Annotated in this window: 15 protein-coding genes; 7 read left to right on the top strand and 8 right to left on the bottom strand. The window is 47.6% G+C overall.

Annotated elements, in window-relative coordinates; translation table 11 throughout:
* On the bottom strand, positions 1-999 hold the full coding sequence (locus tag ACLVWR_RS11835; protein ID WP_413580857.1) for a hypothetical protein: 999 nt from the start codon (positions 997-999) through the stop codon (positions 1-3).
* Positions 1000-1129: 130 nt separating this feature from the next.
* Here ACLVWR_RS11835 and ACLVWR_RS11830 point away from each other — a divergent pair, with 130 nt between their 5' ends.
* Both ACLVWR_RS11830 and ACLVWR_RS11825 read left to right on the top strand, forming a co-directional pair.
* A complete protein-coding gene (locus ACLVWR_RS11830) occupies positions 1130-2470 on the top strand; it encodes a dihydroorotase (RefSeq protein WP_413580856.1) in 1341 nt (446 codons plus the stop codon).
* A complete protein-coding gene (locus tag ACLVWR_RS11825) occupies positions 2470-3096 on the top strand; it encodes an inner membrane-spanning protein YciB (protein WP_413580855.1) in 627 nt (208 codons plus the stop codon). The genes ACLVWR_RS11830 and ACLVWR_RS11825 overlap by 1 nt, the downstream gene beginning before the upstream one ends.
* On the opposite strand, the gene ACLVWR_RS11820 is transcribed toward ACLVWR_RS11825, so the two are convergent.
* The 4 genes from ACLVWR_RS11820 to ACLVWR_RS11805 form a co-directional block, all read right to left on the bottom strand.
* A complete protein-coding gene (locus ACLVWR_RS11820) occupies positions 3077-3826 on the bottom strand; it encodes a tRNA-uridine aminocarboxypropyltransferase (protein ID WP_413580854.1) in 750 nt (249 codons plus the stop codon). The two genes, ACLVWR_RS11825 and ACLVWR_RS11820, sit on opposite strands and share 20 nt — an antisense overlap.
* A 4-nt stretch (positions 3827-3830) precedes the next feature.
* Entirely contained in the window at positions 3831-4643 is an 813-nt protein-coding gene (locus ACLVWR_RS11815; protein ID WP_413580853.1) for an enoyl-CoA hydratase-related protein, read from the bottom strand.
* An 11-nt stretch (positions 4644-4654) separates the two neighbouring features.
* Positions 4655-5434 (bottom strand): PilZ domain-containing protein, encoded by a 780-nt coding sequence (locus tag ACLVWR_RS11810; protein ID WP_413580852.1) that lies wholly within the window; start codon positions 5432-5434, stop codon positions 4655-4657.
* A gap of 98 nt (positions 5435-5532) precedes the next feature.
* Positions 5533-7071 (bottom strand): S8 family peptidase, encoded by a 1539-nt coding sequence (locus tag ACLVWR_RS11805; protein ID WP_413580851.1) that lies wholly within the window; start codon positions 7069-7071, stop codon positions 5533-5535.
* A 169-nt stretch (positions 7072-7240) separates the two neighbouring features.
* On the opposite strand from ACLVWR_RS11805, the gene ACLVWR_RS11800 reads away from it, so the two are divergent.
* The 4 genes from ACLVWR_RS11800 to ACLVWR_RS11785 are packed head-to-tail and all read left to right on the top strand — an operon-like array spanning position 7241 to position 11703.
* Positions 7241-8032, top strand: coding sequence for an undecaprenyl-diphosphate phosphatase (locus tag ACLVWR_RS11800; protein ID WP_413580850.1), 792 nt, complete (start codon positions 7241-7243; stop codon positions 8030-8032).
* Between the two features lie 16 nt (positions 8033-8048).
* Entirely contained in the window at positions 8049-9185 is a 1137-nt protein-coding gene (locus ACLVWR_RS11795; RefSeq protein ID WP_413580849.1) for a mechanosensitive ion channel family protein, read from the top strand.
* Positions 9186-9197: 12 nt separating this feature from the next.
* Positions 9198-10475 carry a trypsin-like serine peptidase gene (locus ACLVWR_RS11790; RefSeq protein WP_413580848.1) on the top strand — a complete coding sequence of 426 codons (1278 nt, stop codon included), beginning with the start codon at positions 9198-9200 and terminating at the stop codon, positions 10473-10475.
* A 16-nt stretch (positions 10476-10491) separates the two neighbouring features.
* Entirely contained in the window at positions 10492-11703 is a 1212-nt protein-coding gene (locus ACLVWR_RS11785; protein WP_413580847.1) for an alginate export family protein, read from the top strand.
* On the opposite strand, the gene ACLVWR_RS11780 is transcribed toward ACLVWR_RS11785, so the two are convergent.
* Entirely contained in the window at positions 11700-12431 is a 732-nt protein-coding gene (locus tag ACLVWR_RS11780) for a carbonic anhydrase family protein (RefSeq protein ID WP_413580846.1), read from the bottom strand. The genes ACLVWR_RS11785 and ACLVWR_RS11780 overlap by 4 nt on opposite strands.
* Before the next feature lie 91 nt (positions 12432-12522).
* Positions 12523-12864: a hypothetical protein gene (locus ACLVWR_RS11775; RefSeq protein WP_413580845.1), complete on the bottom strand. Its 342-nt coding sequence runs from the start codon at positions 12862-12864 to the stop codon at positions 12523-12525.
* A 109-nt stretch (positions 12865-12973) separates the two neighbouring features.
* Here ACLVWR_RS11775 and ubiG point away from each other — a divergent pair, with 109 nt between their 5' ends.
* A complete protein-coding gene (ubiG, locus tag ACLVWR_RS11770) occupies positions 12974-13741 on the top strand; it encodes a bifunctional 2-polyprenyl-6-hydroxyphenol methylase/3-demethylubiquinol 3-O-methyltransferase UbiG (RefSeq protein ID WP_413580844.1) in 768 nt (255 codons plus the stop codon).
* Positions 13742-13788: 47 nt separating this feature from the next.
* Here ubiG and ACLVWR_RS11765 read toward each other — a convergent pair whose 3' ends face one another.
* A complete protein-coding gene (locus ACLVWR_RS11765) occupies positions 13789-15009 on the bottom strand; it encodes a hypothetical protein (RefSeq protein ID WP_413580843.1) in 1221 nt (406 codons plus the stop codon).
* Between the last annotated feature and the right edge of the window lie 100 nt (positions 15010-15109).

The raw sequence follows: 15109 nt of genomic DNA, 5'->3' as shown, positions 1-15109 counted from the left end.
CTAACTCTTTTTGTTAACGAAGTTTTCAAATTCATCCATCAACTTGGCGTCTTCATCGGTCTTACCAGCAGCCTGCTCACCCTTACCTGCTTTTTCAGCAGCGCTATCCAGGGCTTTGTTCTTTTGACCTTCAACCGCTGCCGCGAACTCTTTCATCAACTCATCATCAATGATCGACTCTTCTTGCGCTGGTGGAGCAGCTTGCTCTGGTGCTGGTGCCGCTGCCACTTCTGGCTCTGTCGGTGCCTCTGCCGGAGTGGCTTCAGCTTCCGCCATTGCCGCATTGAGTTCAGCCTCAGCTTGAGCCGCCGCAAGGGCTGCATCCACATCCGCTTCACTTAAGCCTGAATCACCAATCGTCTCAGCCACTGGTTCCGGAGTCGGTTCAGCTTCCGCAACCGGAGCCGCCGCAACTGGTGCCACCGGTGCGGGCTCGCCCGCCGAAGCTTTAGCGGAGGCGGGGCTTTCTTTTAGAGTTGTGATCTCAGTTTTAAGCTGCTCATTCTCTTCTTTGTATCTGGATAGATCGGCGATGTCCTCGCTGATAATCTCATATTCAGCCAGACGCGCCTCAAGATCTTTGATCTTATTGTCAAGTTCCGTGGTATCGACAGCTGCCGCAGCTCCTGCTGCCGGTGCCGCCTCACCTGAAACTTGTAGCTCAGCAACTTTTTTCTCGGAGATCTGTAGTTGCGCACGCAAAACTTCGAGCTCTTTAATGTTTTCACTCAAACTTACTTTGAGCTGCTCAACTTCTTGAGGTGACTCTGGGTGACCTTCCACTCCGCCCTCTTTAAATGCCTCTTCCAAAGCGGCATCGCCGGTTTTTTTTACCGGTGCTTGATTCTCCAGAATCTTTTGCAGGGTCTTTTCAAGCTGAGAAGCATCAAGCCCCCCGCCCAAGCCGGAATCCACGTCCTTCTTGCCAAAAAATCCTCGGTAACCCACGAAAAGACCCAGCAGAATAATAACTGCAATTAAGCCTTCAATGATGGTCACATTGTGCTTGCTTATAAAATGAAGAAGTTGGTCTATTGTCACAATCCAAATTCTCGCCTATCAGCGAGACCTCGTCAACGCTGGACCTTTGAACCAGTCTGGTGGTACAGTCCCACTGAAGAGGTGTTAGATGTACGATATTATAATCCGAGGCGGAACCTGTTTGCTTCCCCACCCGTCCAATAACGGCATGATTGAACAGCAGGCCGACATCGGAATCACCAATGGCCGCATCACCAAAATTCGCGAAAAAATTTTTGATACAGCCCCTTGCATGATCGATGCAACTGGACTTCATGTTTTGCCCGGCGTGATCGACAGTCAGGTTCACTTTCGCGAACCTGGCCTTACTCACAAAGAAGATCTGGAAACCGGCACCAAAGCGGCTGTTCTGGGTGGCGTTACCAGCATCTTTGAAATGCCCAACACCAATCCGGCAACCACCACCGTCCAACACTTTCACGACAAACTGAACCTTGCCAAAAACCGCGCTCACGCCAATTACGCTTTCTTTGTTGGCGCCGGCCATGACAACGTAAACATTCTGCAGAATCTTGAAATCCTGCCTCATTGCTCCGGCATTAAAATCTTCATGGGAAGTTCCACGGGAACCCTTTTAGTGGAAGACGATGAGACTCTGGAAAATATTTTAAATCAGGGCCATCGTCGAGTTATCGTTCATAGCGAGGACGAGATGCGCCTGCGCGAACGCCGCCACATCGCCGTCGACATGGCCGATGTTCACTACCACCCCGTATGGAGAGACGTTGAAACAGCGGTCAGCTCAACGAATCGTCTGCTGAAACTTGCCCGCAAGACCGGCCGTAAAATTCACGTTCTGCACGTTTCCACCGCTGAAGAGATGGATATTTTGCAGAACTCCAAAGACATCGCCACTGTTGAAGTGCTACCACAACATCTGACACTGTATGCACCGGACTGCTATGACCGCTTGGGAACTTATGCCCAACAAAATCCTCCGATCCGCGAAAAGCGCCACATGGACCGCCTTTGGAAAGCCCTTCAGGATGGTACCGTGGATGTGATCGGATCTGATCACGCACCTCATACGCGTGAGGAAAAAGATCGTCCTTATCCAGCAAGCCCCTCTGGCGTTCCCGGCGTGCAAACTCTGGTGCCGATCATGCTTAATCACGTCAACGAAGGCCGTCTGTCTTTGCAAAAATTTGTGGAGCTGGTGACCGAAAACCCATGCCGCGTGTTCAATGTGAAAAACAAAGGACGTCTGCGCGAAGGTTTTGATGCCGATGTGACGATTGTGGATATGAAAAAACAAATGACTATCGACAACTCCATGATCGCCAGCCGCTGCGGTTGGACTCCGTTCCACGGCATGCAAGTTACCGGCTGGGTGACTCACACTGTGGTTTCCGGAAAACTGGCAATGGCACATGGGGAAATCGTGGAAGCACACTCCGGAACGCCGGTGAATTTCGAAGGCACACTTTAATGTCCCAGGACTCTGCCAAATCCAAAGCCTTCGCCGTCTTTTTTGCAGGGCTTTTACCAGTCATCGCCTTCACCGTTATCGAGGAATACTACGGCACCATCGCGGGTCTTGTCGCCGGCATGGTGTTTGGTGTTGGCGAAATCTGCTTTGAACTTTACAAGCACAAGAAAGTGCAAAAAATCACCTGGATTGGCAATGGCTTGCTTTTGGTTCTGGGTGGCGTCTCTTTGCTTTCTGACGAGGGCATCTGGTTTAAACTTCAGCCAGCCCTCATGGAAGCCGTGTTTGCGGTGGCCTTGTGGATTTCAGTTATAATGAAGAAACCACTGATCGTCGTACTGGCCGAGCAGCAAGGTCAAAAACTTCCAGATTTCATGAAATCCCGAATGAGCGGAATGACTTTTAGAATGGGGATCTTCTTTGCGATCCACACAGGTCTTGCCGTTTGGGCGGCCTTTTACTGGAGCACAAGTGCGTGGGCCTTGCTAAAAGGTGTCGGCCTTACGGTAAGTTTGATCGTCTATATGCTGGCTGAAATTTTCTATATCCGGAGGGCTGCGATGAGATCGCTGACGCCTGAACAGATCCTTGAGCAGATAGAAAAAACTAAAACACCTTCCCCGTAAGACCGAGTTTCCTTTTCAGGTCCCGGCTGTAACGAAGGTGTCGTGGTTTCGCCTCACCACTTTGGGCGCATTCAATCTGGCGCTCCACCATTTTTTCAAACACATACAGAAGATCATCGTGACGGCGGGAATTCACGTCAAAACCCACAACGTCGCCGGCCAGTTCAATTGTCTGATGAATCGCCTCAATGGTGGAATAGCAAAAATCCTTGGGCTGCTTGCGCACTCTGAAGTTAGAGGGCTTATCCGGAGAAAAACAAATTCTGGGGATCGCCTGCAGATTCAAACTTTGGCGAATGGTTTTCACCGCCGTAGCCCAGGTTCCATCAATTACAAACAAGGTCAATCGCTTGCCCTCAGGTACAAGAGTGGCTTTTTCCTGAGGTTCCATTTCACTTAAATTTGCGGAGTTTTTTCCCGGGTACAGCATCATGCAGTGGCGAGTGGGGTCCTGTAAAAGCTGATTCACCAGCAAATTATCAGAATAGTCCTGCCCGCGGATTAAATAGGAATTCTTTAAAACCAAATGTGACATGCGTCCCGTGGCGATTCTGCGACGAAGCTCGATCGGATGAATCAGGATGACCACATCCATTCCCGGATCAAACTTCTTAACATGTTCACAGTAACAGCTGAATTTGGGCTGTACACAATCATCACAAAGCTCCCGATATACAGGGGCTTCTGACTTTAGCTTTTCTTTTTTCGCCAAGTAAGACTGAACATCCATGAATCTAGTTGCCAGTGAACTCTGGGGATTTTTTATCCTTTATCGCTCTAAGTGCGACAAAGTGATCCTGAGTTCTTTGCGTGATTCCCTGATAAGCCGCAGCCTGCTCCAGGACGGCATTTGCATCCTGAAGATACGCGGACTTCATCAGTTTTTTAGTCATTTGCACCGCAACCGGAGCATTGGCAGAGATTTTCTCAGCGATCTTCTCAGTTTCCGCCAACAAATCACCACTCGCGTAGTAATTCACAAGGCCCCATTTAAAGGCCTCTTCACCAGAAACCAAATCGCCGGTCAGGGACATTTGCATCGCTTTGGAATAACCGATCACTCTTTGCAAAAAGAAGCTGCCACCATCTCCGGGAACCAAACCCAGTTTTACAAAGGTCTCGCCAAATTTTGATTTTTCAGAGCCCACACGCAGATCACACATCATCGCCAGATCACAGCCCGCCCCAATGGCGGCGCCGTTCACCATGGCAATCATGGGAGTTGAAAGCTCTTCAATGCATTTGGGAATCTGCTGAATACCGTAGATATAACGCATACGAAGTTCGTTGGAATCACCGGCAAACATTCCGGTTTTGTATTCCATGGCTTTTACATCGCCACCGGCACAAAAGTTCGCACCCTCGCCCGTCAGAACTATCACGCGAACTTCGCTATCAAAGTCCGCAAAACGCAAAACCCGAGTCAAAGAGTCCACCATCTCATAGGTGATGGCATTGCTTTGCTCGGGATTATCCAAAGTGACCCACAGTTGATGCTTCTTTAAAGAGACTTTCAAATGCGGGAAACTTTGCGAATAAAATGACATGTAACTGGATCCTATTTCTTAGGGATAAGGCCCTCACGCTTCGTGAGAACTTTCTTAAGCCAAACACCGAAGCTGTCTTCAGGTCCTGGCAAACGCTCAGGAACCATTTGGCCACGAGACTTCAGGGTATTGCAAAGACTTTTCACGCTGGCATTGGAATCCACTTCTTTAAACTGAACACCATAGCCGGAGCCCGTTTTATTCTTAAATACCACTGTGCCCAACGCTTTATAATTTTGACCTTCAAACAGCCATTCCAAATTCACGCTTTGATCTTCGAAAAGATTCAAACCCGTGTTGATGAACACCCCACCTTTGGAGATATTGCTGATCTCGCCTTCGGAGCCATTCACATTCACCGCATTTTTAAAGACAAAGCGCGGAGCTGCTTCCCACCAACGCATGCGTGGATCAAAGTAAACCTGACGAACTGCCGGCACAACAAAGTAAGCCACCGCCAACAGATCCACCAACAGGACAACAATCAAATAGAAGAAATTCAACCACGTCATGTTCGCCATAAAGGCCATTACGTTGGTGACGAAAATTATCGCCAAACACGCCAGATATGCCCAATAAGACCAACGCTTACACAGGTAAATAAAGATCCCTGCCATGACCGGCAAACATACATAGATAAGCATGAATGCTGGCGGCAGAATCTTTGTCCAAAAATACCATTGTGCTTCGAAGGTGCGCCCTGCCCGGATGGCATTGAAGATAAAACTTCCTAGAGGTGCGATGATATGTAGAAGTGCAAGAACGATAATGGCCCAAGGTTTTCTTTTCATATGACACTAATTATTAAGAAATATTTGGGCGGACACAACAAAAAAGAAAAGGGCTCCGATTTGGAGCCCTTCCTTGAGTTCAAACTCTTATGTTCCAATTACTTTTGGCAGAATGGAAGATCAGGTTTGATTTGGCAGATGATATCGCACATTGATTGATCACCAATTGGGCAAGAACCATCACCTGGGTCACCCGGATTTCCTGGGTTACCTGGATTGCCTGGATTTTGAGAGGCTTTTTTACCTACATTGATATCCAATGTAGAAGCCGTTTTACCTTCAGCATCTGTTACAGAGATCGCTGTTGTACCGTTAGCTACAGCAGTGATAACACCCGCATCAGAAACAGAAGCTACAGAAGCGTTGGAGCTTGTGTACTTGAATGGAGCTTTACCGTTCAGAATAGCCAGGTTCAGTGTTTCATTGCTGCTCAAAGTAGCTGCAGCTGGAACAACGACCATTTTCTTACCCAAAACAGCATCTACAGCGTTGAAAGCATCAACACGGCAGTTACAAGCAGTTTGGATGGAAACTTTAGCACCTGTCGTTTGCAAGATCGCGCGGATCTGAGCACCCGTCAAAGAAGGATCCTGAGATTTCAACAAAGCGACGATACCAGAAACAAGCGGAGTCGCCATTGAAGTACCAGACAAATTGCCATATTTATTTTTTGGCAAAGTGGACATGATTTCTTCACCTGGAGCTGCTACGTGAACAGTTGCTGTACCGTAGTTAGACCAAGATGGTTTTGCATCAGACGGACCAGACGCAGCCACTGTGATTGAATTCGGGAAACCGTTGTTTGCCGGATACACTTCAGTGCTGTCGTTGTTTTTCCCATCGTTTGCCGCTGCAGATACAAAGATAACGCCTTTGTCGTCAGCACGTTTGATAGCCTCTACAAGTGGCATTGCTTGGTTTCTTGGAATAGTTGCACCCCAAGAAGCAGAGATCACTTGCGCGCCTTTTTCGATAGCATAATCGATAGATTTGATAGCGTCGTTCAGGTCACCAGAACCGTTTTCGCCCAAGAAGCGAAGTGGCATCATGGAAACATTTGGAGCGATACCAACGATACCACCATCAACCAAACCAGTCGCACCAATCACACCCGCACAGTGAGTACCGTGACCTGGGTTTTGGTAAGACGTTTTGTCCATTGGATCGTTGTTTTTGTCTTTAAAGTTGTAGCCTGGAACCATATTTGGCGACAGAGCTTGGTGAGTGTAATCAACACCAGTATCGATAACAGCGACGATAATGCCTTTGTTACCTTTGTTGCCAGCACGTTGCCATGCTTTTTCGGCATTCACTTTACCCATTGCCCATTGCTCCTTCAAAGCAGCTGTGTCAACAGAGTGAGTGAAAGCTTTCATTCTTGCGTTCGGTACTACGTACTCAACGCCTGGTTGCGACAATAGCGTCGCCAAAACTTCAGCTTCTTGTTGTTTTCTGATGTCAACTTTCACAAGGCTTGCAGTTTCGTTGTGATCCATCACATTCAAAGCTGATACCTTTACTAAGGACATTGAATTCAATAGGTTTAGAGCGCCCGTGTTGTTGTACTTGACCAAGTATTCCCCTGCGAATGCTTGAGATCCAACCAACATTGCACCCATTAATAATGCACGTTTCATTTTTCCCTCCGTGGTTAACGAAAATCATATTCGGATTTTTTACGAACACCATACTTTTTTTAAACTACAGCTTATTTTCATGACACGCGTGATCGAAAGTTGAACCGCAGAGTGAAGCTTACAAGAATATTGCGGGCTGATTATCAACACTGAAACTCGAAGGACTCCCATGGATTTTATGCACGCGATTATTTTAGGAATTGTAGAGGGAATCACGGAGTTTTTGCCGATCTCATCTACCGGTCACATGATCATTGCCAGCTCCATGATGGGAATCGAAGACAGTGCTTTCACAAAAGCCTTTGAAGTTATCATCCAATTCGGCGCCATCATGTCTGTTCTGGTATTGTACTGGAAACGCTTTTTGCCAAACTGGAGCTTTTATAAAAAACTGTTCGTGGCGTTTCTGCCAACCGCCATTATTGGCTTCTTGGCAAAAGATTTGGTCGAACACCTGCTGGGCAGCGTTCAAGTCGTTGCATGGTCTTTGATTGCCGGAGGTATCATCCTGGTGTGGTCCGACAAATACTTTGCGCATTTGACCTCTATGGGTCGAACCACGAATGACCTTAATTATAAGGACTCCGCGAAACTGGGACTTTATCAAGCCATTGCCATGATCCCCGGGGTTTCCCGTTCGGGTGCAACCATCATGGGTGGTTTGACTTTGGGAATGAATAAAAAGGAAGCCGCGGAGTTTTCATTTTTTTTGGCGGTGCCAACCATGGCGGCGGCAACTCTCTATAAGCTTTTGAAAATTTATAAGACCATTGAACCCCAACAGATCAATTTGCTTCTGGTCGGCATGGTGGTTTCATTTATCGTGGCGATGATTGCAATCAAGTTCTTTATCGGCGTCGTCAGCCGTTATGGCTTCCGCGGTTTTGGTTATTATCGTATTGTTTTGGGTATTATCATCCTGGCTCTGATCTACACCGGTCATGACCTCCACATGAACTAATTGGCAAGGATTTATCATGGAAAAGTTTTTATTCGAAGAATTGCAGTTGTTCTCGCTTGAAGTGGCGATGTTTCTTAAAAAAACCTACATCATCATGCCCACATGGAAATGGGTGATCCTGACTTTGGGCATTTGCCTGGCATTCGTTATCCGTCCGGGCCTGCAATGGCTGTTGAAACTGCTTAAAGAGCACAACCCCATTGCAAAAAGATACGCAAAGAGTTTTTCCAATTACCTCTTCCGCTTTGAAATCGAGCGCCCCCTGGCCTGGATTCTGATCATCCTGCTGCTGTTCGCGCTGGATGATGCTCTTGAGCTTACCGGCAAGTTCGTGACTTACTATGAATACCTTCTGAAGGGCTTCATGGGCTTTCATATCATTCGCATCGTCTATTATATGGTCGATGCCATGGGTTATGTCTTTGCAGACATTGCTGCTAAAACTGAAAGCAAGATGGACGACAATCTGGTTCCCTTTGCCACCAAGGCAATTAAATTCCTGGTTGTTATTCTGGGCTTCCTGATGATCCTGCAAAGCTTTGGCCTGAACGTCATGTCTTTAATGGCCGGCTTGGGGCTTGGGGGTTTGGCCTTGGCCTTGGCGGCTCAAGACACTGCCGCAAATTTGTTTGGTTCGATCACGATTCTTTTCGACACTCCATTTCAGGTGGGCGACTGGGTGAAAGTGAAAGACATGGAAGGCACCGTGGAGGAAGTCGGTTTCCGCTCCACACGCATCCGCACTTTCTATAACTCGGTCATCACCGTACCTAACGCCATGATGGCCAAAGAAACCATCGACAACATGGGAGTGCGCCCTTTCCGTCGCGTTCGTCAAATTATCGGCATCGCCTACGAAACGCCGCCGGAAAAAATCAAAGAATTCTGTGACCGCGTTCGTTATTGCATTAAACAGGATAACACCGTCAATCCAGAAACAGTCGTTGTGAACTTCAACGGCTATGCTGATTCTCAGTTGAATATTCTGGTCCAATTCCACTTGCAGGTGTTCACCGGCCCTGAGGAAATGACACAACAACAGTTCATCTTTATTGAGATTCTAAAGATTGCAAAAGAGTTGGGTGTCGAGTTCGCGTACCCTACACAAACCGTCTACTATCGCGGTGGCGGAGCTGAGACTCAGCAAGCCTAGCAAAATGCACTTTTGCGACAGAAGCTTTATTCCGATAAAGCTTCTGTGAAGAACTTCCGCTTATTTCTTTTTCTCATTTTGATACAGACACCGGCTCTTGCCACACCGGTGTACAAAGTCACGTGCGAAAATCCCGGGGCCTGCCCTGAATCGGTGGTGGGTTTGAACTATGATGGAAAATCAGTCTGCACCGGTGTTTTGGTCGCTGACGATATCGTCGCCACCAACCTGCACTGTATCCCTGAAGACATTCGCCAAAATGAAACCTCTTGCAAGGGACGCATCACCGTCACTTTCCCCGCCTCCCGATCACGCGACGAAGAGTACGGTGACTGCGAGCAAATCAAATGGATCTCCCCGGCACTGAAGGACACGGCGCTTACTCCGGATTGGGCTTTCTTTAAGCTTTCCAAAAAAGCCCCTCGCCTTTCAGCGCCGATCAATACATCTGGCATCTCTGATGGCGAAGTTTTGACGGTGTACAAAATCGATCCGACGGACAAGGGTGCTGGTGTACTGCGCAAGGTTTCCTGCCCGGCCGTTCAGAACTCTTTGGCGAATCCCTTCTTTACCGGCGTCAAAAGTCCGATCATCGCCATGGTTCCTTGTGAAACCATGAAGGGTAACTCGGGCTCTCCACTGATGACTCCAAACCTTGAAGTCAAAGGACTGCTTAACTCCATGGGCACGGCGGCGGATGTGAATCTTAAAAAAGCGCCGTTTTATCACGTCAGTTTTGGATCCAACTTTGCCTGCATCAATATTCCTGGCATTGCCACAGCAGCATCCCCTCACCCGGATTGCGGCAAAGCCAACGTCTCCAGCGATATTCGTGAAGCTTCCGCCAACTTAATCAGCCGCTTCACGGATCCTTTGATGAAGTCCTTCAATGCCGACGTGAACACCGAACTCGATAAGCTGCATGCACAAAGCAAGTTTGTGATTCTGTGGGATGTGGATCAAAAAAATCGCCCCTTTGACGGAGTGCAAACCAAAGTCAGTGAGGTCAGCTTTAAACCCGAGTGCATCAACTTTAAAAAAGACAAAATGCGCACCCAACAAGGGCGCCTGCAAAATGGCACGATTACCTATAATCTTGAATATCTGGAATGGGGCATGGAAATTCACCTGGATAACGGGGGCCGACCGCGAGCGGATTTGGTTTCTAAAAAAGCTCAATCCACCCTGCAGTTCAGCCCGGCCCAATTGACCTCGGGACAACCTGTGGCATTTAAGCACGGAAATCAGTCCTACACTTTGAAATTTTGCGAAGACATCCGTAAAAAATAAAACTAAGCTTCAGGGCATGCCAAACAAGTTTGCCCTGACTTTGTCCACAATCCTGTTCATTGCGCTTCCGTCTTTTGCGCAAACCGAAAGCACGGTATCCATCACGACCGGCGGTTACTTTCGTTGGTCTGAAGAGTGGTTTACAAACCCCAATTTTGGCCGGGGCACCAATGAGTCTCAAGGATACTTTCTGCAACGATATTTGGCTCACGTTGAAGTCAAAGACACGGAAACCAATATCCGTGGATATCTGCAGGCTAAATACTCTGAAATTGCAAACAAGTTTGGAAATTTAAACTCCACCGACCGCGATGATGGCGACATTCATCAGGCTTTTTTTGAAAACAAGTACCTGCGCGCAGGAAGACAGGAAATCCCCGTGGGCTCCACTCTATTGGTGGGAGTGCGGGAAGGCCCCAATTCCCGCTTAAGCTTTGATGCCATTAAAGGATTTTTGCCTGGTAGCAAAAACTCTGAGATATTTCTGGGCCATCCCGTGGAAATCACACCGAGCTTTGTCGACAACCGTCCCGCTGATACGCTCTTGGGTTATGTCTATTTCAATTCAGTTCTTAAAGCAGATCCATCGAGCGCGGATTTTTACCTGATGTATTACGATGACTTCACCTCTCTGCTGTATACACTGGGAACTCGCTGGGTCTACAAAACCGAATTCATCTCGATTGATACAGACTTCCTGCTGCAAAGCGGACGCTATGAAGATGAGCTCAACGTGTGGGCATATGGCTTAGCATCCAGGGTAAAAATGCCCGTGCTGAATTCGTTCGATGCAACGTTATTGCTCAGCTATTTTTCCGGCGATAAAGATCCCAACGACTCCGAGTACAACACTTTCAATGCCCTTTTCCCGCGCGGCCAATACTACGGATGGTCCGGTGAAATCGGCCATCCCAATGTGATCGCACTTGTTCCCGCGATCACATGGCATATTTCTGACGCCCTCTCTTGGACAAATAATTTCGCTTTTTACTGGCGCGAAAATACTCATGACGGCGTTTATCGTGGAAGCGGCAGTCTTTTGCGAACTGCAACGAACGAAGAACGCTTTACTGCGACGCAGGTGAATTCATCGGCGGAATGGAAACTTAATAAATTGTTTTCGATCTACTACGAGTATTCCTACACTGCCGCCGGAGCCTTTATTAAAGAGTCCACGAACTCCGACGACAGCCAGTACTTTGCGCTAAGAACGGCTTTGCGTTACTAGTAAATATCCGCCAGTTTTGACGCCGCATCCATGAACTTCACGTTGCCCGTGGAGATATCATACATCGCGCCCACAATGCGAACCTTTCCTTGTTCCTCAAGCTTGCGGATGATTTCACTGTTCTTGCGAATGCGGGCCACTGTTTGTTTCACATTTTCTTCAGAAACCAAATCCACGTGGTCATAAGATTCGGGATTGAAACCCGTTGTTGAATTTTTAACTTGTCGAACAGCCGGTTGGATTTTATCAAGCAAGGCCGTCAAATGCCCCAGCTTCACATTGTTGCAGGCACCTTTAATAGCACCACATTTGGTGTGGCCCATGACTACGACCAGTTTTGCTCCCATGGCTGCAGTCCCAAATTCCATGCTGCCCAGGATATCGTTGTTTTCAATATTACCGGCTACACGAGCCACAAACAGCTCCCCGATTCCCTGATCGAAAACCACCTCAACAGGGATACGTGAATCCAGACAGCTTAGAATAACCGCATAAGGCTTCTGTCCATCTTTGGTTTTATCAATCTGGTGGCGATAGTCGTGGTTTCTTAAGTTGCCGGCAACGAAGCGCATGTTGCCGTCTTTGAGTGCCTGCAATTCCTGTTCGGGAGTTTCCGGCGCCATGCTTTTGGAAACTTGTTTCTTGGATGATTCCTTAGCTATAGCATTGCTTGTGTATGCATTGAATGCGAGCGTCACCGCTAAAGTCAAAACCACTGCCTTAACCATAACTCCTCTTTCTGTTGGGATTTACCTCACAGTCTAAAGATGGAGCTGCGGTTCACATAGTGGTCTTGATAAAGATCATGACCGTGCGCCTTTACATACGCTTGGGTGCGGTTTTGTCGTCCACGGAATAGATGGTCGTATTATTTCCGGAATCAATTCGCATCACCTCTGCACATGGACTTTGGCGGGCAATTCCTGACATGTGCTGCGGAGCCTTTTTCAGCGAAACAGTTTCTGTCTTACAAGAGACGGTCTCGGCATATTTCTTACAGAAATCCGCGAACTTCTTTTTGAATTCCGGGTATTCCTTGGCCATAAATTTGGCTACAACTTCCCTGCGCTCGGGTTCTGAAACTTTTTGAAAACACTTGTACCCTTGCGCATGCGCCATAGAACCTGCAACAATCAAAACAACGAAAATCTTTTTGTTCATGCACACCTCCTTTTAAAAGAATCTACACCGCAAACTTGCAAGTTGCCACTGGATCTTGCCGACGGCCAGAGAGTTTCGCAGTCTGATTTAAAAACACCAGGGGTACATTATGGAAATGGATCTGGCCAAAGCAGACAATGAGATCATCAACAACAAAGCTTACGATCTTCTGGCAGAGCGCTGGTACGAAGCGCAGGACGATCCAATTGCATTGCTTAGAAATCAACACAAACTGGAAATGCCGTGGATACTGCAAACCATCGAACGTTTTATTGGCAGAAAATCCGCCAAAATTCTTGATATGGGTTGCGGCGGAGGATTTCTATCCAACGACCTGGCCGCAGCCGGGCATCATGTCTCCGGAATTGACCTGTCGGACTCAAGCTTGAAGGTTGCCGAAAGCCGTGACCACACTCACTCCGTGCACTATCAAATCGGCGACGTGTATCAGGTTCCATTTCCGGATAGCAGTTTCGATGTCGCCTGCGCGATGGATCTGCTGGAACATGTTTCCGAGCCACAAAAAGTACTGGCAGAAGCCTCCCGAGTTTTAAAACCCGGTGGTTTGTTTTTCTTTAACACGTTCAATAAGAACCAACTGGCCAATCTGGTGGTGATTAAATCCATGGAGTGGTTCGTAAAGAACACTCCCGATGACTACCATGTGTATTCATTATTTATAAAGCCCAACGATCTGACCAAATGGATGAAAGAAACGGGATTGCACGACGTCGAGATTCGCGGCATTCGCCCGGTATTCATGCAAAAAGGAATCTGGAGCCTGATCCGCACCGGCGAGGTGCCCAGGGATTTCAAATTCACTTTTTCAAAGTCACCAATGATTGCGTACACAGGATACGCCATGAAGATGAAATAAAAAAACCCGGCGATGAGCCGGGTTTTTTAGTTTTGATTTCGCTTAAATTACTTTTTCTTTTTCTTTGCTGGAGCCGCAGCTGGGGCAGAAAGATCCACACCTTGGCTGCCTGCTCTGATTTTTGCAGCTTCCAGCTGAGCTTCAGCAGCTTCAGCCTGGGCTTTTGCAGTTTCCGCGCGGATTTTAGCGTCTTCCGCTTTGTTCTTTGCTTCTTCTACGCGGTCTTGAACTTGTTCCAACTCTGCTTTGGCTTTTTCAGCACTTGCTTTGTATTTTTCAAGTTCAGCATCAGCGTGTTTAGCAGCCGCTTCGTTGTCCTCGATGGACTTTCTTGCACGAGCCAGCTCTTGAGAGGATTTTGCTTCCTCTTGACGGTACTTCATACGGTTGCTTTCAAGCTCTTGTTTCGCTTTTGCCGCCGTTTGAGTCACCTTCGCTTCATCTTTTTTGATGTCGTTCAATTTTTTGCGCTCATCTTCAACCTGAGAGCTCAATTTTTTCGTCTCTTCAGTTGCAGACTTTAGCTCTGATTCAGTTTTATCAATCATAGCTTTAGCTTGCTCTTCTTGCGCTTTCAAACGAGTCATCTCGGCTTCTGCTTTTGCTTTTTCAGCATCTGCGCGAGCGATTTCTGATTTTGCTTTAGCATCGCGAGCTTTGGACTCAGCTACTGCTTTTTCAACCAGCAATTTTGTTTTTGAAAGATTTTGGTTTGCTTTCGCAGATTCCAACTTAGCAACTTCGGCTTCTTTGGAAGCTTTTTGCCCCGCTTCCGTAGCAGCTAGAGCCTGCTTTTCCATGTCTTTCGCTTGAGACATCATATCAGAGGCTTTTTTCTCCTCTGTTTTTTTCAGTTCCATCGCGTCGTCACGGGATTTTTTTGCTTTTTCAATTTGATTGGCAGCTGTTTTACTGCGCGCTGTTGCTTCAGCCTGGTCTTTTTCAGCTTTCTTTTGGTCACGATCAAAACCAGCAGCTTCCGCTTTAAACTTAGCTACGTCGCGCTCTGCTGTCGCCTGATCTCTTTTCGCTTCAGCTTCTGCTGAGCGAGCCTTATTAATAGCTGACTGAGCTTCAGTACGAGCTTTTTCGCGAGTCTTGCGCTCTTCCTCTGCACGGCGTTTCGCTTCGGCAGCCTCAGCTTTTGCACCTTCTGCATCCGCAATAGCTTCTTCCGCTTCAATTTGTTTGTCTTGTGCCAGTGCTCTTGTCGCTGTCGATGTCATCAAAGCTGCAACAAGCAGAATACCCAAAGTTTTGAAATGCATGAATGTCTCCTTAAGCTGTTAGCAGGCAATAGGATATATGCATTTTGGGTAAAAAAAAAGCGACCAGGATTGGGGGGGGAGGATCCTGGCCGCAAGGGGG

The organism is Bdellovibrio sp. HCB288 (assembly GCF_047305935.1).
Lineage (GTDB): Bacteria > Bdellovibrionota > Bdellovibrionia > Bdellovibrionales > Bdellovibrionaceae > Bdellovibrio.
This window is presented reverse-complemented; position numbering and strand designations above follow the sequence as displayed.

Excerpts from the sequence above, each read along its gene's own strand:
- ACLVWR_RS11830 (WP_413580856.1), top strand. The coding sequence starts at position 1,130 with ATGTACGATATTATAATCCGAGGCGGAACCTGTTTGCTTCCCCACCCG.
- ACLVWR_RS11825 (WP_413580855.1), top strand. The coding sequence starts at position 2,470 with ATGTCCCAGGACTCTGCCAAATCCAAAGCCTTCGCCGTCTTTTTTGCA.
- ACLVWR_RS11820 (WP_413580854.1), bottom strand. The coding sequence starts at position 3,826 with ATGGATGTTCAGTCTTACTTGGCGAAAAAAGAAAAGCTAAAGTCAGAA.
- ACLVWR_RS11815 (WP_413580853.1), bottom strand. The coding sequence starts at position 4,643 with ATGTCATTTTATTCGCAAAGTTTCCCGCATTTGAAAGTCTCTTTAAAG.
- ACLVWR_RS11810 (WP_413580852.1), bottom strand. The coding sequence starts at position 5,434 with ATGAAAAGAAAACCTTGGGCCATTATCGTTCTTGCACTTCTACATATC.
- ACLVWR_RS11805 (WP_413580851.1), bottom strand. The coding sequence starts at position 7,071 with ATGAAACGTGCATTATTAATGGGTGCAATGTTGGTTGGATCTCAAGCA.
- ACLVWR_RS11800 (WP_413580850.1), top strand. The coding sequence starts at position 7,241 with ATGGATTTTATGCACGCGATTATTTTAGGAATTGTAGAGGGAATCACG.
- ACLVWR_RS11795 (WP_413580849.1), top strand. The coding sequence starts at position 8,049 with ATGGAAAAGTTTTTATTCGAAGAATTGCAGTTGTTCTCGCTTGAAGTG.
- ACLVWR_RS11785 (WP_413580847.1), top strand. The coding sequence starts at position 10,492 with ATGCCAAACAAGTTTGCCCTGACTTTGTCCACAATCCTGTTCATTGCG.
- ACLVWR_RS11780 (WP_413580846.1), bottom strand. The coding sequence starts at position 12,431 with ATGGTTAAGGCAGTGGTTTTGACTTTAGCGGTGACGCTCGCATTCAAT.
- ACLVWR_RS11775 (WP_413580845.1), bottom strand. The coding sequence starts at position 12,864 with ATGAACAAAAAGATTTTCGTTGTTTTGATTGTTGCAGGTTCTATGGCG.
- ubiG (WP_413580844.1), top strand. The coding sequence starts at position 12,974 with ATGGAAATGGATCTGGCCAAAGCAGACAATGAGATCATCAACAACAAA.
- ACLVWR_RS11765 (WP_413580843.1), bottom strand. The coding sequence starts at position 15,009 with ATGCATTTCAAAACTTTGGGTATTCTGCTTGTTGCAGCTTTGATGACA.